The following is a 19,315-nucleotide window of genomic DNA, read 5'->3' on the forward strand; positions in this document are numbered from 1 at the left end:
CGTCTGAGAAATTACGGTGGCGTCGAAAGACGTCCCGAGTGATTCAACCCATGGTAACCGCGCGGCATTCCCTGCGCTGAGTGCCCGGCGGGAGTCAGCGACCGGGGAGGAACCGGCGCACCAGAGTGCCGGCGACCTTGAGCTCGGGCGCGCGCAGCAGGGCGAGGATCGCGAGGTAGACGACGACCACCACGAGCCCGATCACCGCGGTGCCGAGAGCGCCGGGGATCTTGTCGGCGACGGTCCAGCCGGCGCTTCCGCCGAACAGCACGAAGACGCCCCAGCCGGCGAGTCCCGCGGGGATCGCGGCGACCGCGAAGCGGCCGAGCGTGACCAGCCAGGACCGCACACCGAGACTGCCGATCTTGCGGTGCAGCAGCCAGGTGGCGACGATCGTCTGGACGGTGCTGGAGATGGACTGCCCGAGTGCGACGGCGGCCGCCAGACCCGTGATCGGGATGATGTCGGCCTGGAGCAGGCCCCACGCGATCAGGGCCGTGGCGACGATGAGGCAGCACTGGAAGATCGTGAACCAGAACGGCGTGCGCGTGTCGTCGTAGGCGTAGAACGTCCGCTGGACGATGAAGAGGATCGTGAGGGGGATCAGGCTCACGAGATAGCAGATCAGCACCAGGGCTGCCGCTTCGGCATCCGCGGGGGAGCTCGTGAAGACCCGGGACGCGGGGATCGCGGCCGCGGCGACGGCGGCGACGGCCGCGACGATGAAGAACAGCAGGGTGCGGATGCTGCGCGAGATGTCCTCGCGGACCTCGACATGACGCCCGGCTGCTGCGTGCTCGCTGATCTGGGTGAAGTACGGCGTCCCGATCGACAGCACGATCACCGAGTACGGGAGCATGAAGATGAGCCAGGCGTTGGCGGTCACGGTCGCCGAGGCGCCTGTTCCCGAGGCCGCACTCACGATGTTGCCCTGCAGCACACCGGCGGCGAGGCTCGCGAAGGCCATCAGGAACGTCCAGCCCGCCAGCTTGCCGACGGCCCCGAGTCCGACGCCCCGCCAGCGGAAGTCGGGCTTGAGCGCGAGCCCGGTGCGCCGCCAGAACACCAGGAGCACGACCGCCTGCAGCGCGATGCCCAGGGTCGCCGTGGCGCCGAGGGTGGTGATCATCGCCGGCGTCCACTCCGCGGCCTTCGTCGGCACCGGGGCGAAGAGCGCGCCGAGAAGCAGGAAGCCGACGATCGAGACGATGTTGTTCACGACGGGCGCCCAGGTGAAGGGCCCGAAGATCCGGCGGGCGTTGAGCGCCTCTCCGAGCAGGGCGTAGAGCCCGTAGAAGAGGATCTGCGGCAGGCACCAGTACGCGAGGGCCGTGGCGAGCGCCTGAGCTTCGGGAGGCGCCTGGCCGGCGACCAGCACGACGAGCCAGGGCGCGGCGATGGTCGCGATCAACGTGGTGACGACGAGCACGACGGTGCCGAGAGTGAAGAGCTTGGAGATGAAGGCGTTTCCGCCGTCGGCATCCGCCGTCGCCTTCACGATCTGCGGGACGATCACGGCCGTGAGCACACCGACGGAGATCAGGCCGAAGACGCTGTTCGGCAGGGTGTTGGCGAACGTGAACGCGTCGGCGGCCTCCGAGCCGACGGCCCCGAGCACTCCGACGAGCACGATGCTCCGCAGGAGTCCCGTGACGCGCGACACCAGGGTGCCGGCGCCGATGACGGCGCTCGCGCGCCCGAGGCTACTCACCACGTCCGTCCTTCGGCTCTGCTGCTTCCAGCGCTGCGGCATCCGCTGCTGCCTCCTCGGCCGCCTCGCGGCGCTTGCGACGCACGGTGCGGATCACGCCGAGGCCGATCAGCAGCACGGCGAGTCCGCCGAAGATGCCGAGACCGATGCCTTCCCATTCCGCGCGTACCGCGACGCGCACGGTCTGGTCGCCCTGGATCTGCACACCCGTGGGGCTGATGAGGCCCAGGCGCAGGTCGACCTCGCCGCTGCCGACGCGGGCCGAGACGGGAACCTTGACGCGTGCGGTGTTGTTCGCCTGCACGACCGTCTCGACGAGCGGCTTCACCTCGAGGCGAGGATCGCTGGGCGAGGCGGTCAGCTGCACCGTCACCGGCCAGGGCAGATCGTTGCGCACGCGGATCGGCAGGTCGGCGTTGGCCGAGAGCAGCTGGATGGTGCTCGACGGCGGGATGTTCACCGCACCGAGCGTGGCGGTGGTCTGCGCCCGGTGCGCGGCGACGCTCGCAGCGAAGGCTTCCGCCGGTGTGCCGACCGCGAGCGTGCGCAGGATCCTGATCCGCTCCGGGCCGAGCAGCACCCGCGGGTCGGTGAGGATCGACGAGAAGGCGACGAGGGTCTGCTCGTCGGCGAGCAGGCTCATGACGTCCGCCGCCCCCGGAGTGCCCGTCTCGACGGAGAGCGCCGCGGCGGCCGCGGGGATGTCGCGCAGCGCGCCGAACTCGAAGCCGATCGAGTCCGCCGCCGAGATCACCTCGCGCAGTGCATCAGGCGTCCGGGTCTCGTCACGGTCCAGCCCGATGAGCAGCGGCGCCCCGGGAGCCCGAGCCTCGGCGAGGAACAGTCGCGCGGCGCCCTCGGCGAGAAGACGCTGGCGGGCGGCGGGGTCGGCCTCGGCTGCGGCATCCGAGAGGGCGGAGGACGCCGCCGCATCGGTGACGAGCAGATCCTGGCCCGCGGCTGTCGCGTGCGCCGCGCTCTGTCCGCCCACCGTGGCGGATGAGACGATCGTGGTCGTTCCCTCACCGAGGTAGGTCTGGAAGGCGGCGAGATCATCCGCTGTCACGTCGGCACGCGGCCACAGGATGCGGGGCAGCGCGCCGTCGACGGCCGCGAGCTCCTCGTCAGTCGGGACGACCGGGGCCTCGGTCGGAGCAGGCGTGGGCGCGGTCGTCTCATCGGCGGCGGTGGTCGGGGGTGTGGTGACACGCGCGACCGGGAAGTTCGCGGGATCGAGGAAAGGCGCGAGCGTCGTCGGCTGGAGCAGCTCGGAGAGCTGCGCCTGCGCCTGCACGGCGGCATCGGCGTCGCCGAACTGAAGGGCGAAACGCTGGTTCGGGAGGTCGTCGAGGCGCGCGAGCCACGCCGTCGCCTGCTCGGGCGCCGCGGTGCCGAGGGCACGGATCGCGGCGGGGATCGACGGGTCGATCGCGAGCACGGCCGTGGTTCCCGCGACGCCGTCGAGCTGCGCCGTCAAGGCACCCTCGGGCGCGGTGAGGGCCGCGAGCTCTTCGGAGGTGAGGAGTGCTCCGCCGGCCGGCGTCGCCGTGATCGGCACGAGCACGCCGATCAGGGAGCTCTGCGTCGCGGTCACGACGAGAACGCTGGTCGCCGTCGCGTCCCTGGCCACGGTGTCGTCTGCGGCAGGACCGCCGGTGGTCGCACCGGTCAGCTCCGCCCGCAGCGGATAGATGCCGGGAGCGAGCTCACCGACCGCGCTCTCGGGCGCGAACACCGTCGTGGTGGCGGATTCGCCGGCGTCGATCGACGCGGTGCTGTCGGTCCCGAGCGCCGTGAAGTCACCCGGTGCCTCTTCGTCGTCGAGCCAGTTCGTGACGGCCTCGTCGTCGGCCAGCGGCGTGCTTCCGATCTCGACCTGGACGCGCCCGGTGCTCAGCTCCGAATCGGTCCTGTTGCGCACGGTGATGGTCGCGGAGGTCGATGAGCCGGGGGCGATCGTGCCGCGGAGACCGGCGGAGACGTGGAGCTCGATGCTCTGCTCGTCGTCGGGCGACGGCGTCTCGGCGGCGGACACGGCGCTCGGAACCGCGGATCCGCCGAGGGTCAGTGCGATCGCGAAGACGACGGTCCTGCGTGCGAGCCGCTGCAGGCGCGCACGGAAGCCGGTTTCGGGGGTGTTCACGGACATGAAGGTCTTCCTCGAACGCCCCGGGACGGGGGCTGCTCGTGAGTACTGACCTTGTGATTCTAGGAGGCCCGAGGAAGGAGAACCCTGAAGACGCGTAGAGTGACGGCCGTGTCCGACACCCCCGCGCCCGTTCCCGAGCCGCTGCGCAGCGCCGACCTCGCCGCCGATCTCGATGCCGCCGACCTCCGTTCGGAGCCGTTGCGACGCCTGTGGGGGGAGGAGGCGGACGACGCTCTGGCGCGCGGAATGCGCGAGCCGATCCTGCGCGCGATCGCCGGTGACGCCGGTGTCCTCGCCACCCTCGGACGCCTGCTCGTGCTCGGGATGCCGCAGCCGAGGGCCGCTGTCGGTGCCGCCCTGCCGCGCCTGGGTGTCGACGGGCTCATCGCCCTCGGCCTCGCGACGGCGGATGCCGAGACCGTGACGCCCACCGCCCTGCTGCGCCCGCAGTCGTTCGTCGACGCCGACGGTGTCGGGGAGTGGTGGATCGCCAGCGATCTCGATGAGGTGGCGCTCGACGGCGCGCTGCCCGCGGACCACGTGCTCGGCGTCGGCGGGGCCTCGCGCACGCTCGCCGAGACGATCGTGCCGATCGAGGTCGATCGCGCCCTGGACCTCGGCACCGGGTGCGGCATCCAGGCGCTCCTCGTGGCCCGTCGCGCGCGGACCGTCGTCGCGACCGACGTCTCCGCACGCGCTCTCGCCTACGCCGAGCTCAATGCCCGGCTCAACGGGGTGGGCAACATCGAATTCCGCCTCGGGAGCATGTTCGACCCTGTCGAGGGAGAGGCGTTCGACCTGATCGTGTCGAACCCGCCCTTCGTGATCACGCCGCGCGGCGACGACGTGCCCGCCTACGAGTACCGCGACGGGGGACTGGTCGGCGATGCGCTGGTCGAGCAGTTCGTGCGGACGGCGCCGGCGTTCCTCACGGTCGGCGGCATCGCGCAGCTGCTCGGCAACTGGGAGTCCCGCGCGGGCGTCGCGGGGCTGGCGCGTCTCGACGCCTGGGTGCCGGCCGAGCTCGACCTCTGGGTGATCGAGAGGGAGCAGCTCTCGCCTCTCGGATACGCCGAGCTGTGGATCCGCGACGGAGGGACGACGCCGCGGGATCCCGAGTTCACCCCGCTGCTCTCCGCCTGGCTCGACGACTTCGCGGCGCGTGGGGTCACCTCGATCGGCTTCGGTTACGTGCTGATCCGACGCCCCTTGACGGGCCCTTCGACAGGCTCAGGGACCCAGGACGCGCCGATCCGTCGTGTGGAGAAGGTGTCGCAGCCGGTGTCGAACGTCGGCGCCGCGCTCGCCACTGGACTCGCTGCCCACGATCTTCTCGCCGAGGGGATGCCGGCGACGCTCGTGACGGCAGCCGACGTCACCGAGGCGAGGCATCTGCTGCCAGGCAACGATGATCCGAGCGTCATCGAGCTGCGACAGGGCAGCGGATTCGCCCGCACGGTAAACGTCGATCCGGCGCTCGCCGCGTTCGTCGGCGCCTGCGACGGCGAGCTGACCGTCGGGCAGATCGTCGCCGCGCTCTCCGACCTCTTCGAGGTTCCCCTGGCCGATCTCTGGTCCGAGCTCGAGCCGCGCATCCGCGCGCTCGTCTTCGACGGCCTCCTGGTGCCGGGGGAATAGGGTCGGCATCCATGCGTTGGAATAGATCATGAAGGCTTTCGGATTCCTCTCCTTCGGGCACTATGCGGATGTGCCCGGCTCGGCGACCCGCACGGCGGGCGACATGCTGAAGCAGACGATCGAGATCGCCGAGGGCGCAGACGAGATCGGCGTCAACGGCGCCTCGGTGCGCGTGCATCACTGGGCGCGGCAGGCGGCGTCTCCGATGCCGCTGCTGTCGGCCATGGCGGCGCGCACGAAGCGCATCGAGGTCGGCACCGGCGTGATCGACATGCGCTACGAGAACCCGCTGCAGTTCGCCGAGGAGGCAGCCGCACTCGACCTGATCGCCGACGGCCGGATCGCCCTCGGCGTGAGCCGTGGTTCACCCGAGACCGCTCTGCGCGGCTACGAGACCTTCGGCTACGTCGATGAGGAGGACCCGGAGCGCGGGAGCGTGCTGGCCCGCGAGAAGTTCGACATCTTCCTCCGTGCGATCGAGGGCGAGCGGATCGCCGCCGGAGACCCTCGCATGGTCGGAGAGGGACGATACCTCGCGATCGAGCCGCAGTCGCCGACGCTCCGCGATCACATCTGGTGGGGGTCGGGTTCCCGTGCCACGGCCGAGGAGACCGGCCGGAAGGGCCTGAACATGATGAGCTCCACGCTCGTCACCGAGGCCACCGGCCAGCCGTTCCACGAGCTGCAGCGCGAGCAGATCGAGCTCTTCCGCGCCGCGTACAAGGAGGCCGGCCACACCGGTCAGCCGCGCGTCTCGGTCAGCCGCAGCGTCTTCCCGCTGATCTCCGACATGGACAGGGCCTACTTCGGCCTGCGCAGCGAGGAGAACGGCGACCAGATCGGCGTCATCGACGGGTTCCGCTCGACCTTCGGGAAGACGTACGCCGCGGAGCCCGACGTTCTCATCGAGCAGCTCAAGCGCGACGAGGCCGTCATGAGTGCCGACACCCTGCTGCTGACGATCCCGAATCAGCTCGGACCGGCTTACAACCTCCACGTGCTCGAGTCGTTCGCGACGCATGTGGCTCCGGCGCTGGGGTGGAAGCCCAACACCGAGGGACCCGTCCAGGGCGACGCGGTCTAGCTCGTTGAAAGAGCGGATGCTGCAGCATCCGCTCTCCCGGAATACCGGTATGTGGTTATGGCTCGCCGCGAGGCGATTCCGAGCGACGCTCCATCTCGACGTTACGTTCCCCGGGTCGTACCGGGTGCTCGGTACGCCAAGAGTCAGGGAGACGAACAATGCAAATACTCACCACCACCGCGTTGTCCACCGCAGTTGCACTCGTGCTGACAACAACGATGCCGACTGCTGGTGTGAATGCCGCGCCCGACACCGACTCCGACATTCAGAAGGCGCTCGAATCGCGGCCCGAGGTGTTCATGGACACCTCATCGATTCCGGAGGGGCAGGTCGATGTCTCTCGAGGTGTCATCACGGCGCCCGCAGCCGGACACGCTGAGCTCGAACTCTCGTTTCCTCTCAAGGATCTCGAGCAGGTCGGGGTCTCCGCCCAGTCCGAGAATGAGGACTTCGCCGTTGCGGTGATGGACGAGGGGGACGGAGCGTTCCGCGCTCTCTTCCACATTCCTGACGCGAGCTCTCCGACCGAGTACCGCTTCGAGATCGATGACGACTTCGAACTGGTCCCTTTGGAAGATGGGGGGATCACGGTGCGAACCGCGGATGGTGAACTTGCGGGTGTGATCTCTGCCCCTTGGGCCTCCGATGCCAACGGTGCAGCCGTGAGAACCGACTATGTGATCGAAGGAAATGCGGTCGTGCAGCGAGTCCACACCTCGTCCGCCACTGCCTTTCCCGTCGTCGCGGACCCGTTCTGGATTCCTGCGCTGCTTGTCATGGCGCACCTGACGAGGCATGCGATCACCCAGGCGGCCGCACGTGGAGTGAGCCAAGCGCTGATCAAGCAAGTGGTTCAGAATGGTGTCAAGTCCGCGGGACAGAAGGGGACTTCGGTCTTCACGCAAGGAAGCGGTGCGAACCGAATCCGAGTCATCGTCGACAACAAGACGGGCAACATCATCACCGTGACGAAGGGCTGACATGAAGATCACGTATGACGCGGAAGCGGATGCCGCCTATATCTCGATCGTCGAGAGGATCGGCGCGGGCGATGCGGTTCAGCAGGTCTCCTTCATCGATACTCCGAACGGTGAATCGCAGCTGAACCTCGACTTCGATGCCGCGGGGCGGCTTCTCGGGGTGGAGGTTCTCGTGGCCTCGAAAGCGCTTGCGAGCGAGGTTCTCGCTTCCGCCGCAGCACCGGGCGACGTCGAGTAGGGAAGGGCGGATGCCACGGCATCCGCCCGAAGGTCTCTTCACGGGATTCCGGTATATCGGTACGCTGGCCGCATGCGTGTGCGTCGAAGTGGAGTCCTCGCCGGAGCGATCGTACTGGTGGCGGTGCTGGTCGGGGCCATTCCCGCCGCGGCGGCGACGACCAGTGCCTGGGCGACCTGGCAGCCGCTCGCCGGCGGCGCCGGGGCGTATACGACGACCGTGCAGATCGCCGCCCAGCCCGCGCTCACGGCCACCATGACGAGCGACTCCCGCGGGGGCGGCCCCGGCGTGATCTCGGGAGCATCCACCTGGCTGTCCGAAGGCACGCCCATAGGCGCGAAGTACGGATCGAGTCGCGACCAGGCGTACCTGAACCTGCGGCCGAAGGCCGACAACGCGGCGAGCCCGTCGACCACGACGTATTCGTTCGCGACGCCGACGCCCTCCTCCGGATGGGCGTTCGCGCTCGGCGACATCGACGCGGACTCCGTGCGCATCCAGGCCATCGGGCCAGACGGACAGGCGCTCGACGCCACGGAGCTCGGCTTCCAGGGCGGCTTCAACTACTGCGCACCCGGGGTCGTCGGCAAGCCCTCGTGCACCGGCGCGGCCGATGACATCCCGAGCTGGGACCCCGCGACCCTCACCCTCACCGGGAACGCGGCCGCCGCCGACACCAGCGGCTCTGCGGCGTGGTTCGAGCCGGCCGCGCCGATCACCTCCCTCACCTTCTTCTTCACCCGTCGCGCGGGCTTCCCCGTCTACCAGACGTGGTTCGCGTCACAGGCCAGAGACATCACCGGCTCGGTCGTGGACGTGGTGGACGGACCCCTCGCGGGCGTCGGCCTCACGCTGATCGACGGCACGGGCGCCGTGGTCGGCACGACGACGACCGCGGCTGACGGCACATACGCGTTCCCGGGCTTCATCGCGACCGACGGGTACCTCGTGCGCGTCGCGCCTCCGGCCGGAAAGATCTCGACGGGCCCCGTGACGGTGGCCGCGGATCTGACGACCGCTGACGCGGTCGCGGACTTCACCGTGCGCGACATCGTCCCGGTCGCGGTCTCCGGGCAGGTGACCGATGCCGGCGGCGGGCCGGTCGCCGGCGTCACCGTGACGATCGACGGGCAGACCACCACGACGGATGCGGACGGGCGCTACCTGTTCGATTCGATCCCGGTCGGCACGCACACCGCGACCATCACCCCGCCCGACGGGTACACCCTCGTCACGTCACCCCCCGCCTTCACGATCCCGCCCGGGAGCGAGGATCCGATCGAGAACGTCGACTTCCAGGTCGCCGAGAACCCCAGCCTCAGCGGAGCGGTCTCGTCGAACGGCACCGGCGTCGCGGGCGTGACGGTCACGGCGACCGGCCCCGGGGGCACGGTCCTCACGACCGTGACCGACGGCAGCGGCGGCTACGCCTTCCCGCGTCTTCCGGCGGGTGACTACGAGGTCACCATCACGACGCCCGGCGGGTACGTGGCGGTGACGCCGATCACGCGGAACGAGCAGATCGCGGGAGCCGACGTCGAGAACGTCGACTTCGAGCTCGCCCGCCTCGGCGCCGTCGACGGCACGGTGCGCACCGACGGCGGCGCGCCGGTACCCGGAGCGGTCATCCAAGTCACCGGTCCGGGTGTGCCCGCCCAGTTGATCACGGATGCCGACGGATCGTTCGGCCTCGGCGATCTCCCGCCCGGCACCTACACGTTCACCGTCGTGCCGCCCACGGGGACCACGGTCGTCGGTTCGGCGACCAGGACCGTCGTGATCACCGCCGCGGGCGAGGCCGTGGTGGAGCAGGATTTCGTCGTCGCGGCGATCGTCGTCACACCTCCGTCGCCTGATCCCGATCCGCCCGTCAGCGGCGGGAACGGTGGTGGAAAGCCGCTTCCGGCCACGGGCCTCGGCCCCGAGACGCTCGCCTGGGCGGCGGGAGGCGCGGCCGTGCTCGTCATCGGAGCCGTGCTGCTCGTCGTCTCGCGCCGTCGGTCGACCAGGGACTGAGCAGGATCGTCTTCAGCTGCCCTTCGGCGGCCCGAACAGCTCTTCGCCGTGCTCGTGGAGCAGCCGGTAGGCGTCGGCGAAGGTCTGCGGCTCGGGCTCACCGGGCTTGCCGTAGCGCGCGATGAGCAGACCGAGCAGGCCGCGCGCGGGCGGCGTGAGCGGCTTGGTCTGATCGGCCTCGTTCGGCTGCGGCGGCGTCTGCTCGGGGTTGGGCGGGGTATAGGCCGGGGTGGTGACCGGCCAGTCGGCGGGATGCCGCGGCTTGTCGAGGTTCACCACGTTCTGCAGGGTGTTGGCCGACTGATCACGGTCGTTCAGCGGCTTCAGCCCGTGCAGGCGGGAGAGCGTCGCCGTCACCGAGCCATGGTGCATCTCGTCGTGGATGATCGTGCCGCGCTTCGTGTAGGCCGACACGGCGATCGCCGGGACGCGGCATCCGAGCCGGTCGAACGTGAAGCCCATCTCGCCGGCCTTCGTGTCTGCTGTCGGCTTCGTCGCGGCCGGCGGAGGCACGTGGTCGTAGCATCCACCGTGCTCGTCGAAGGTGATGAGCAGCAGCGTGTTGACGGCGTTCGAACCGTCGGGAGAGGCGCTCGTGCGCACCGCCTCGTAGATGTCGTGGATCAGACGGTCGCCCGCACGCACGTCGGACACCGCGCTGTCGAAGATCTCCTCGCCGTCGACTGTGCTCTCGCGCACCGCGCCGAACGGCGGATGGAAGTCGTTGTGGTCGTAGACCATCCGCGGCTCGATGAACGCGTAGGCGGGGAGCTTCCCGGCCTTCGCCTCGGCGTAGAAGTCCTCCATGGTGCCGAAGTGCTCGGTGCGCCAGTACTTCTCGAGCACGGCCGCATGCAGCATCCCGGTGAAAGAGACGAGCTGGAGCTTGTCGAGATAGATCTTCCAGGTCAGCTTCTTGTCTTCGAGCCGGTTGAAGACCGTCGGCGCGGCCGGGGCGTCGAGCCACTTCCGGTACCCGCCGTCGCCCTGGTTCGTGACGAAGCCGTGCGAGGTCGAGGCGTGGAAGAACGACCTGTTGCAGAACGTCTGCGACGGCACTCCGGCGTACCAGTGGTCGAACACGGCGAACTCGGCGGCGAGCGTCGACAGCACGGGCAGCATCTCGGGCGAGAACGAGCCCATGATGTGCGCGGCCTCCTCCGGCCGCGGCTCGACCCCACGTCGGAGGCGCCGGAAGTTGATGATGTAGTCCTCGAGGAACCCCGACATCGTGGCCTTCTCGCCCTTGGTCGGAGCGTTGAACGGCGCGGTCATCTGGTCGACGAAGAGGTCGGCGTTCGTCTTCGGGTCGATCGTGCCGAAGATCTGCGTGTTGACGTGCGGGTACTCCTCACCCGGATCGGGGTCGGGAAGGCTCATGATCCGGTCGGTGTCGCCCTGGTGGATGTGGGCGGCGACGACGGTCCCGTCGGAAGCGGTGTTGCTGTGGTCGCCGAAGGCGAGCCCTTCGAAGGTCTCGCCTGTGGGCAGATTCTCCTTCGAGTAGAGGTAGCCGAGCAGGTTGTCGAACGAGCGGTTCTCGCCCATCACCACCACGAGGTGGTCGAAGCCGGGTTCGCTGCGCGGGGTCAGAGCGGCGAAGGGATCGGGATCGGAGGCGAAGCCGTCGCGGTGGCCCCCGGCGATCGTCGCCCCGATGGCGGCGCCTCCGGCTCCGCCGACCACTGCTCCGGCCAGCGCGGCCCCGCCCATCTTGAGGAACCCTCGGCGGGAGGGGACGGGAGGGGAGTCGTCTTCGGTCACGAGGCCGATCCTACGACCGCGTCCGGTGACGTTTCACGGAGGAGGTGACGTTTCGCGGAGGATTCTCCGTGGATGGGTCCGCGATTCGTCACGGACTCCGCGAAACGTCGGGTCCGGAGACAGAGGGCGCCGCCGGAGCCGAAGCCCCGACGGCGCCCTGAGGACGGATGCTGCAGACTACTCGGCGCGCTGCCGGCGACGCCGCAGAGCGACGAGGCCGAGGCCCAGCGCGAGGAGCACCACGGCGGCGACCACGTACGGGGTGCTGTCGGCACCGGTCGTGGCGAGGCCGCCGGTCGATGCGCCGCCGTTCCCCGGAGTCACCGCGCCGCCGCCCGACGTCGCCGCCGTGACGGTGAGCGAGGTCGTGACCTCGGTGCCGTCGGCGAGGATCACCGCGAGGGTGTGCGCGCCGGCCGGGGTGGCCGTCGGGATCGTGACGGTGCGCGAGAACGCGCCGTCCGCGCCCGCGGTGACCGTGCCGAGGTCGACCGGGTCGGAGCGCAGCTCGAGCCGCAGCTCGGCATCCGCGTCGAATCCGGTACCCGAGACCGTGACGGTGCCGCCGGCCGCGACGGATGCCGCCCCGAGCTCGACCTTCGCGGGTTCCTCGGGCTCGGTGGTCGGGGGCGTGACCCCGGCCTCGGTGACCCACTTCTCACCGGCATCCGACTTCGTCACCGTGAAGGTGTCGTAGACGGCGCCGACGGGAAGGTCGGTCGTGGCGTTCGGCTGCTTCTCCGCAAGGTACGAGCGGTAGACGAGCTGGTCGTGCGAGACGTCGATCACCTGGTAGGTCGTGACACCCTGACCGCGCAGCACCTGGGTGGCGCCGTTGTTGGTCCAGACGTTCTTCTCGGGGGTCTCGAGCTCGTAGTGCTTCGCGCCCGAGTTCGAGACGACGTAGACCGGGCCGGTCGTGAGGCCCGGGGTCTCGGTCGCGTCGGTGTTCACGTAGCCGCGGGCGTAGGTGTGGTCGTGGCCCATGAGCACGAGGTCGATGTCGTTGCGCTGGAAGACCGGCACCCAGTCGGCACGGAGCTTCGGCTCGTCGCGACCCTCGGATGCCGAGAACACCGGCTGGTGGAACGTGACGACGTTCCACTTCGACGGGCTGTTCTGCAGCAGCAGGTCGAGCCAGGCACCCTGGAATCGGATCCACAGCTCCTCGCCCTTGTTGATCGGGCAGTCGGCACCCGTGCAGGACGGCAGAGCCGGCGGGGTCAGGAAGGTCGCATCGCGCGTCGCATTGAGAGTGATGAAGCGCACGTCCTGGTAGTCCGTGTAGTACGCAGTCTCAGCAGCGAACGCGCTCCAGTGCTCGAACAGCGAGCGGTACTGCGCCGCGACCTCGGTGTCACCCTTCGCGAGGTCGGCCAGTTCGCCGATCGATTCCATCGACGGGTTGTTGTGCGGGTACTCGAACGCGGCCTTCCACGCCGTGAGCAGCTTGTCGCCGGAATACTCGTGGTTGCCCGGAGCCGCCATCACGTTCGTGCTGACGGCCGAGTCCTCCATGCCCTTGAACCAGTTCAGCCACTCGTCCTCGTTGTTGGACTTGTTGATCAGGTCACCGGCGTGCACGGAGCCGATCGACCGGGGCGCGTTCGCCTCGGCCTGCTTGACGACGCTCGGCCAGGTGGTGTCGAGGCCGATCTGCGCGTCGCCGTAGTAGACGAACTGGAAGTCGGTCGCGTTCGGGTCGGCCGTCGTGAACTCGAACCAGTCGCTCCAGCTGCCCGGGAGTCCTACCCGGTAGCGGTAGGCGGTCGCCGCGGCGAGGTCGGTGACCGTGGCGGAGAAGTGGTGGTTCGGGTTGCCGTTGACGACGCCGACGTCGTAGGCCTCGATCGTGCGGGTGTCGCCACCGGCGGCCGGGGCAATCTCGACCTGGCCGATCGTGTGCGAGGCGTCACCCGCGAGCCAGGAGAAGGACTGCGAGATCTCGGGCTGCTCGGTCGGCGTCAGGATGACGCGGGTCGGCGGGGCGACCACCGGGGTACCCGGCTCGGATGCCTTCACCAGGGTGAGCGACGACATGTCGAAGTAGACGTCCGAGCTCGTCTCCCGGTCCTGGAACAGCGCGACCGCGATCGTGTTCGTGCCGTCCTGCAGCACGTCGCCCTCCGCCGTGATGGTGCTCGTCAGCGGGTCGCCGTTCGAGTCGCCGGCGTACTCGACGTTCGCGGTGTCGGTGATGCGGCCGTCGACGAAGCGGGCGACCTCTTCCCCGTTGATCCACACGACGAGCGCGTCATCGAACGTGACGGAGCTCGACAGCGACGCGACCTGCTCCGCGACGCCCGCCTCCAGCTCGAACGTGCTGCGGAAGAAGTAGGTGGGGACGGTCGGGGCGGTGCTGCCGTCGAGGTAGTGGTTCAGGAGCGTCTTCGGGGTGACGGGGCCGACCGCGGCGAGCTTGCCGTTCTTCGCGCCGAACGAACCGGGTGCGGTCTTCCAGGCGCTGTCGTCAAACCCGGGGAGCGTCCAGTCGCGCAGCGCCGCGGGTGCGGGGGACGGGTCCGAGCCGTCGTCGAGGTAGTGCCAGGCTGTGTCGCCGGTGATCAGCGATCCGGTCGGCACCTCGGGTGCGGCATCCGGTGCGGCGAAGGCCGCGGGGGCGACGACGGCGCCGCCGAGCAGGGCGAGGAGCGCGACGGACGTCAGTCCGCGACGCCGCCACCGCACCGCAGGGGTGGGGGAGGTCATGTCAGTCCTTTGTGGGGTGGGGGTTCGTGCTCAGCCGCACGGGGCCCCCTCAGCCCATCGAAGACGGATGACGCCCGGCTGACTTCGAGGCGACGGGAACATGAACAGAGCGGATGCCGCGGCATCCGGTGCCGTCTAGCTCGCCTCGACGAACCGCGCCTTGCTCGGACGCATCAGCCACGCGGCCGCCGCGAGTGTGAGCACCCAGCCGATCACCTCGATGAGCAGGTGATCCGTCGCGTTCGGGACGGACTGCAGCAGGTAGACCCGGATGCTGTTGATGGCGCCGTGCGTCAGAACTGCCGGCCAGACGCTCCCCGACCGCCAGCGCAGCGCGAGCAGCAGCGGCGCCCAGGGCAGCATGCCCGCGAAGTAGATGACGATATCCCAGAACGGTCGTTCGCCGATGACGGCGAGCACGGGCAGGTGCCAGACGATCCAGACCAGGCCACTGACGAGCGCCAAGGGCCAGAAGCCCCACGATGCGGCGCGCGTCACGAGCCACCCGCGCCAGCCGAACTCCTCGCCGATGGCGAAGATCGACTGCATGAGCAGTACCGGGACGACCCAGATGGTCGCGGCGGCGATCTGTTCGAGAGGGTTGAGCTGCCAGATCCCCGCCGTTAGGGCGATCGCGGTCTGGATCGCGGCGATCGCGGCGATGATGGCGATGCCGATCCCGATCCACCGGGCTGTGCCGCGCCAGCCCGTGGCGAAGGTCTGCCGGAACGTCCCGGGCCGTCGGACGAGCCACATGATGATCGCGGCGAGCAGGGGTGTGAGCTGCAGGAGCGGGGTGATCAGGTTGTTGACGTCTTCCGGGACCAACCGGAACACCATCGGCACGGACAGCGCGAAGCACAGCAGGACGGCGATCGCGAAGAACCACGTGACGTCGGCGGTGATCGATCGGGAAGCTCTCGGGTGTGGGGAAGACGCAGTCATGATGACCTCGGTTCGTGTGGGGAACGGCCGCGGGCACCCCGCGCGTCTAGGACTCTAGGGAGAGGCGCCGGCCCGCCGGAACGCGGGAAACCAGCGGTTCGTTTCGGGGGATCCATAAATCCGCGCGGCCTCTCACGCTGCCCGGCCGGTCGGCGTGCTCGCTACCCTGGGCTCATGACCTACGCCGGTGACTCCTCGATCGATGCCCGCGTCCGTGAGGTCGTCGCGGACTTCGGGCGCCGCCAGACCCGTCTCTTCGTCACCTTCGCGCTCGTCGAGGGCGCTGTGCTCGCCGTCCTCGTCGCTGTGATCTACGGGTTCGGGCTGATCGATCCCGAGATCGGCATCTGGTACATCGTGGCGGTCGCACTGCTCGGCGGGTTCCTGTTGAGCATGTTCCTGGTGCGGTTGATGCAGGCCCGCACCCGGGCCATCGCGCAGGCCAAGGGCGAGAATCCGCTGTTCTGACCCGCCCCGGTACGCTGGAACCCATGCTCAACATGGCCGACGGCCTCCTCCGTCTCGGCGCGCTCGCCGAGGATCCGGTCGTCCGCACCCTCGCTGCGGCGTTCGCCGATGCCGGGTTCGATCTCGCGGTCGTCGGCGGACCGGTGCGCGATGCGCTGCTCGGTCGCGAGACGCACGACCTCGACTTCACCACGAACGCGTCGCCCGACGAGATCCTCAAGATCGTCAAGCCCATCGCGACGGCGCACTGGGACATCGGCCGTGCGTTCGGCACGATCGGCGCACGCGTGCAGGGGGAGCAGGTCGAGATCACGACCTACCGCGCCGATAGCTACGACGGCGTGACCCGCAAGCCCACCGTCGAGTTCGGCGACTCGATCGAGGGCGACCTCGTGCGCCGCGACTTCACGGTCAACGCGATGGCGCTGCAGGTCCCGTCCGTCAAGCTCGTGGATCCGACCGGCGGGGTCGAGGACCTCCTCGCCGGCATCCTGCGCACACCCGCCGATCCGCACGTCTCGTTCGGCGACGACCCGCTGCGGATGCTGCGCGCCGCGCGCTTCAGCGCTCAGCTCGGCTTCCGCGTCGACGACGACACCTTCGACGCGATCGCGCAGCTGCGGAAGACGATCGAGATCGTCAGCCCGGAGCGCATCCAGTCCGAGCTCGTGCGCCTCATGCAGACCGACGACCCGGTGCGCGGCATCCGCGTGCTGGTCGAGACCGACCTGATCGACGAGTTCCTGCCCGAGGTCAGTGCTCTGCGACTCGAAGTCGACGAGCACCACCACCACAAGGACGTCTACGAGCATTCGCTCACCGTGCTCAAGCAGACGATCGAACTCGAGCACTCCCGGCATCCCGGTGCCGCACCCGACGTGCCCCTGCGCATCGCCGCCCTGCTGCACGACATCGGCAAGCCGCGTACCCGCAAGCTCGAAGACGGCGGCGTGGTGACGTTCCACCACCACGACATCGTCGGCTCGCGCATGGCGCGCAAGCGCCTGCAGGCACTGCGTTTCGACACCGAGACGACGGATGCCGTCGCCACCCTCATCGAGCTGCACCTGCGCTTCTTCGGCTACGCCGAGGGAACGTGGACGGATGCCGCGGTGCGCCGCTATGTGCGCGACGCCGGCGAGCGGCTCGAGCGGCTGCACATCCTCACCCGCGCCGACGTCACCACGCGCAACAAGCGCAAGGCCGGACGCCTCGCGAGCGCCTACGACGACATCGAGTCTCGCATCGCGGCGCTGCGCGAGCAGGAGGAGCTCGACTCCATCCGCCCCGAGCTCGACGGCAATCGCATCCAGAAGGTCCTGGGCATCAAGCCCGGCCGCGAGGTCGGCGAGGCCTATCGCTTCCTGCTCGATCTGCGGCTCGACGAGGGCGTGCTCGGAGCCGAGGTCGCGGAGCAGCGCTTGCGCGACTGGTGGGCCGCGCGCGCCTGACCTGCGCTCAGCGAAGCTCGGGCACGACGATCTCGACGAAATCGCTGACGAGCTCGAAGTCTCTGGGGTTGAGAGTGGCGATGCGGGCGCCGAGCGCGGCCGCGTGCCCCGCAAGCATGATGTCCTTGCTCCGCGCATGGCGTGGCCTCTGCAGCGCGACGCGTGCCGCGAGCCGTGCACAGCTCTCGGCGGCAAAGGTGTCGAAAGGCAGCCACTCCGCTTCGAGGGTGTCTCGAAGCCATGCCATTCGTGTCGTGCGCTCACGGCGAAGCGTCTCGGTCGCCGCTGCCTCGATACCGAACAACAACTCGGAATAGGTCACTGTGCTGAAGGCGAGCGCTTCGTCGGGAAGGCTGACCCTTTCCACGTCGATGAGCACTGACGTGTCAAGAAGCAGCATGCCGGTCCCAGGGATCGCGGAAGTCTTCGGCATCGCCGTCTGCACGGATGTCGGCGAGCCAGGCTTCAGCGTCGACGGGAGGTGGGGGGCTCTGAGCGATTCGCGCCATCAGCTCGTTCGCCGGCACAGACCATCGCGGTCGGATTCGTGCGGCAAGATTTTCCTCCACCCCGCTCGTGAGGTCCTCGCCCTCCGCGATGCGCATGAGCGCTTCGCGGGCTTCGGCCTCCATGGACCGAGAGTTGCGTCGCGCGCGCTCTTTGAGCGCGGCGACCACCTCATCGCTCAGATTCCGGATCGTCACCGTCGCCATGCCGCACCTCCTTGACAGCACAATGCTAGCAATCCGCCCCGGCGGAAACAGGGCTTCAGCCCAGCCGGCGGAATCGTATTCCGGCATACTCGAACGCCGTCACCGAACGTCGCGATGGCCCGACGAGAACGACGTCCTGCGCGAGCTCAGCCAGCGGCAGATCGCTCGCCGAGTCGGTGAAGAAGCGTCCCAAGCGTCCGGTCGGGTGCGCGGCCCGGTAAGCGAGAGCCTTCCGTCGTCCGACGTTGTGCGACCGGAAGCTCGGCCCGGCGTGCGAGAACACGAACTCCGACGCGTGCACCTCCGCGCCGGACACGCCGATCTCCGCCAGGAACCGCTCGGCGAGGAACCTCTCGGTGGCCGTCGTCACCAGGCACGTACCTGCGGCGCTCGCCGCACGTGCGGCGTCCACGATCTCGGCCGTGGTGTTGTCCGGTCGGGACGCGAGCCGCCGGGCCGTGCGCCGAGCCAGCCGTCGGTACTCGTCTTCCGACATCCCTCGCAGCGCGAGGTGCACGATCGCCCGATTGCACCGCGGCCGCAGTTCCCCCTCCGCGGTCGCCGGCGCCGCGACCGCAGCGAGGACGCCCACCGGGAGAGCCAACCACGGCCGGGTGCGCAGCCGGGCGATGATCAGCGTGGCCATCGTGTCGGCGCGACTGAGCACCCCGTCCAGGTCGAAGACCGTGATCACTCGTCCTCCACGGCCCGCTCGATGAGCAGGGAGACGCGGTCGGAGCGGTAGACGTCGACGGCGTACTCGACGCACTCGCCCGAGTCGATGAACGTGCGGCGGGTGAGCTGCAAACCTCCGGCCGCCTGACGGGCTCCGAGGTGCGCGCTCGTCTCGGCATCCAGGACCACGACCTCGAGCTCGGCTGACGTCCGGGCGAGCCGGAGATCGAACCGGCGACGGATCTCCTCCCACAGCGACCCGCTGAGGTCTCCCTCCAGCAGGCCGGGAACCAGGTCGGCGCGGTAGTAGGTCGTCTCGACGGCGAGCGGCTCGTCATCGGAGCGCCGCAGGCGCTGCAGCGCGTATACCCGATGCCCGGGCGCGACACCGAGGCCGGTGGCGACCTCGGCGTCGGCCGGTCGCTCCTCGGCCCAGAAGAGCTCGGCTCCGGGGTTCCGCCCCGCGCGGGCGACCTCCTGCGAGAACGACCCGAGGCGGAGCTGCACACGCGGGGCGGAGACGAACGTGCCGCGGGTCGCGTCGCGGTGCACCCGGCCGTCCTGCTCGAGCACGCCGAGTGCGCGCCGCAGGGTCATGCGACTGACGCCGAGCTCGACGCAGAGGTCGCGCTCGGGTGGAAGGGGAGAGCCCGGAGCGAACTCGCCCGATTCGATGCGCGCGCGCAGTGCGGTCGCGATGCGCAGGTACGCCGGCTCGCCGCCTCTCGCCGAGGGGGAGGAGTCCGGGTCCGTGCTCACGCCTGACACGCTACC

Annotated in this window: 16 protein-coding genes; 7 read left to right on the plus strand and 9 right to left on the minus strand. The window is 69.4% G+C overall.

Features of this window, described 5'->3' with window-relative positions; genetic code table 11:
- Positions 1-94: 94 nt before the first annotated feature.
- Together murJ and MRBLWH11_RS05135 are read right to left on the minus strand one after the other, a co-directional pair.
- Positions 95-1,711: a murein biosynthesis integral membrane protein MurJ gene (gene murJ / locus MRBLWH11_RS05130; RefSeq protein ID WP_341947803.1), complete on the minus strand. Its 1,617-nt coding sequence runs from the start codon at positions 1,709-1,711 to the stop codon at positions 95-97.
- Positions 1,704-3,860, minus strand: coding sequence for a DUF6049 family protein (locus MRBLWH11_RS05135; RefSeq protein WP_341946978.1), 2,157 nt, complete (start codon positions 3,858-3,860; stop codon positions 1,704-1,706). Before MRBLWH11_RS05135 ends, murJ begins: the two co-directional genes overlap by 8 nt.
- A 99-nt stretch (positions 3,861-3,959) precedes the next feature.
- Here MRBLWH11_RS05135 and MRBLWH11_RS05140 point away from each other — a divergent pair, with 99 nt between their 5' ends.
- From MRBLWH11_RS05140 to MRBLWH11_RS05160, 5 genes are all read left to right on the plus strand, one after another.
- Positions 3,960-5,498: a methyltransferase gene (locus MRBLWH11_RS05140; protein WP_341946979.1), complete on the plus strand. Its 1,539-nt coding sequence runs from the start codon at positions 3,960-3,962 to the stop codon at positions 5,496-5,498.
- 28 nt (positions 5,499-5,526) lie between these two features.
- Entirely contained in the window at positions 5,527-6,582 is a 1,056-nt protein-coding gene (locus tag MRBLWH11_RS05145; protein WP_116633357.1) for an LLM class flavin-dependent oxidoreductase, read from the plus strand.
- Between the two features lie 158 nt (positions 6,583-6,740).
- Positions 6,741-7,562 carry a DUF4258 domain-containing protein gene (locus tag MRBLWH11_RS05150; RefSeq protein ID WP_341946981.1) on the plus strand — a complete coding sequence of 274 codons (822 nt, stop codon included), beginning with the start codon at positions 6,741-6,743 and terminating at the stop codon, positions 7,560-7,562.
- Position 7,563: 1 nt separating this feature from the next.
- Positions 7,564-7,800 carry a DUF2283 domain-containing protein gene (locus tag MRBLWH11_RS05155; protein WP_116633358.1) on the plus strand — a complete coding sequence of 79 codons (237 nt, stop codon included), beginning with the start codon at positions 7,564-7,566 and terminating at the stop codon, positions 7,798-7,800.
- Positions 7,801-7,872: 72 nt separating this feature from the next.
- Entirely contained in the window at positions 7,873-9,816 is a 1,944-nt protein-coding gene (locus MRBLWH11_RS05160) for a carboxypeptidase regulatory-like domain-containing protein (protein WP_341946982.1), read from the plus strand.
- A gap of 12 nt (positions 9,817-9,828) precedes the next feature.
- Here the strand turns inward: MRBLWH11_RS05160 and MRBLWH11_RS05165 are convergent, their stop codons facing one another.
- From MRBLWH11_RS05165 to MRBLWH11_RS05175, 3 genes are all read right to left on the minus strand, one after another.
- Positions 9,829-11,580 carry an alkaline phosphatase family protein gene (locus MRBLWH11_RS05165; RefSeq protein ID WP_341946983.1) on the minus strand — a complete coding sequence of 584 codons (1,752 nt, stop codon included), beginning with the start codon at positions 11,578-11,580 and terminating at the stop codon, positions 9,829-9,831.
- A gap of 177 nt (positions 11,581-11,757) precedes the next feature.
- The gene (locus MRBLWH11_RS05170) at positions 11,758-14,289 is read right to left on the minus strand and encodes a metallophosphoesterase family protein (RefSeq protein ID WP_341946984.1); all 2,532 of its coding nucleotides are present in this window, start codon (positions 14,287-14,289) and stop codon (positions 11,758-11,760) included.
- 135 nt (positions 14,290-14,424) lie between these two features.
- Complete coding sequence (locus MRBLWH11_RS05175; protein WP_341946985.1) at positions 14,425-15,234, minus strand: CPBP family intramembrane glutamic endopeptidase; 810 nt, start codon at positions 15,232-15,234, stop codon at positions 14,425-14,427.
- A 174-nt stretch (positions 15,235-15,408) separates the two neighbouring features.
- On the opposite strand from MRBLWH11_RS05175, the gene MRBLWH11_RS05180 reads away from it, so the two are divergent.
- On the plus strand, positions 15,409-15,702 hold the full coding sequence (locus MRBLWH11_RS05180) for a hypothetical protein (protein ID WP_116633362.1): 294 nt from the start codon (positions 15,409-15,411) through the stop codon (positions 15,700-15,702).
- A 23-nt stretch (positions 15,703-15,725) separates the two neighbouring features.
- The gene (locus tag MRBLWH11_RS05185) at positions 15,726-17,153 is read left to right on the plus strand and encodes a CCA tRNA nucleotidyltransferase (protein ID WP_116633363.1); all 1,428 of its coding nucleotides are present in this window, start codon (positions 15,726-15,728) and stop codon (positions 17,151-17,153) included.
- 7 nt (positions 17,154-17,160) lie between these two features.
- Here MRBLWH11_RS05185 and MRBLWH11_RS05190 read toward each other — a convergent pair whose 3' ends face one another.
- Genes MRBLWH11_RS05190 through MRBLWH11_RS05205 form a run of 4 tightly spaced genes read right to left on the minus strand, consistent with a single transcriptional unit; the run spans position 17,161 to position 19,300 of the window.
- Complete coding sequence (locus MRBLWH11_RS05190) at positions 17,161-17,553, minus strand: PIN domain-containing protein (RefSeq protein WP_341946986.1); 393 nt, start codon at positions 17,551-17,553, stop codon at positions 17,161-17,163.
- Positions 17,540-17,866 carry a hypothetical protein gene (locus tag MRBLWH11_RS05195; protein ID WP_341946987.1) on the minus strand — a complete coding sequence of 109 codons (327 nt, stop codon included), beginning with the start codon at positions 17,864-17,866 and terminating at the stop codon, positions 17,540-17,542. The genes MRBLWH11_RS05190 and MRBLWH11_RS05195 overlap by 14 nt, the downstream gene beginning before the upstream one ends.
- Before the next feature lie 55 nt (positions 17,867-17,921).
- Positions 17,922-18,560: an HAD family hydrolase gene (locus MRBLWH11_RS05200; protein WP_341946988.1), complete on the minus strand. Its 639-nt coding sequence runs from the start codon at positions 18,558-18,560 to the stop codon at positions 17,922-17,924.
- Positions 18,557-19,300, minus strand: coding sequence for a GntR family transcriptional regulator (locus tag MRBLWH11_RS05205; protein ID WP_341946989.1), 744 nt, complete (start codon positions 19,298-19,300; stop codon positions 18,557-18,559). Before MRBLWH11_RS05205 ends, MRBLWH11_RS05200 begins: the two co-directional genes overlap by 4 nt.
- Positions 19,301-19,315: the final 15 nt, after the last annotated feature.

It is taken from the genome of Microbacterium sp. LWH11-1.2 (assembly GCF_038397745.1).
Lineage (GTDB): Bacteria > Actinomycetota > Actinomycetes > Actinomycetales > Microbacteriaceae > Microbacterium.

Coding starts and splice junctions, on each gene's coding strand:
- MRBLWH11_RS05135 (WP_341946978.1), bottom strand. CDS start 3,860: ATGTCCGTGAACACCCCCGAAACCGGCTTCCGTGCGCGCCTGCAGCGG.
- MRBLWH11_RS05145 (WP_116633357.1), top strand. CDS start 5,527: ATGAAGGCTTTCGGATTCCTCTCCTTCGGGCACTATGCGGATGTGCCC.
- MRBLWH11_RS05150 (WP_341946981.1), top strand. CDS start 6,741: ATGCAAATACTCACCACCACCGCGTTGTCCACCGCAGTTGCACTCGTG.
- MRBLWH11_RS05155 (WP_116633358.1), top strand. CDS start 7,564: ATGAAGATCACGTATGACGCGGAAGCGGATGCCGCCTATATCTCGATC.
- MRBLWH11_RS05160 (WP_341946982.1), top strand. CDS start 7,873: ATGCGTGTGCGTCGAAGTGGAGTCCTCGCCGGAGCGATCGTACTGGTG.
- MRBLWH11_RS05170 (WP_341946984.1), bottom strand. CDS start 14,289: ATGACCTCCCCCACCCCTGCGGTGCGGTGGCGGCGTCGCGGACTGACG.
- MRBLWH11_RS05175 (WP_341946985.1), bottom strand. CDS start 15,234: ATGACTGCGTCTTCCCCACACCCGAGAGCTTCCCGATCGATCACCGCC.
- MRBLWH11_RS05180 (WP_116633362.1), top strand. CDS start 15,409: ATGACCTACGCCGGTGACTCCTCGATCGATGCCCGCGTCCGTGAGGTC.
- MRBLWH11_RS05185 (WP_116633363.1), top strand. CDS start 15,726: ATGCTCAACATGGCCGACGGCCTCCTCCGTCTCGGCGCGCTCGCCGAG.
- MRBLWH11_RS05190 (WP_341946986.1), bottom strand. CDS start 17,553: ATGCTGCTTCTTGACACGTCAGTGCTCATCGACGTGGAAAGGGTCAGC.
- MRBLWH11_RS05195 (WP_341946987.1), bottom strand. CDS start 17,866: ATGGCGACGGTGACGATCCGGAATCTGAGCGATGAGGTGGTCGCCGCG.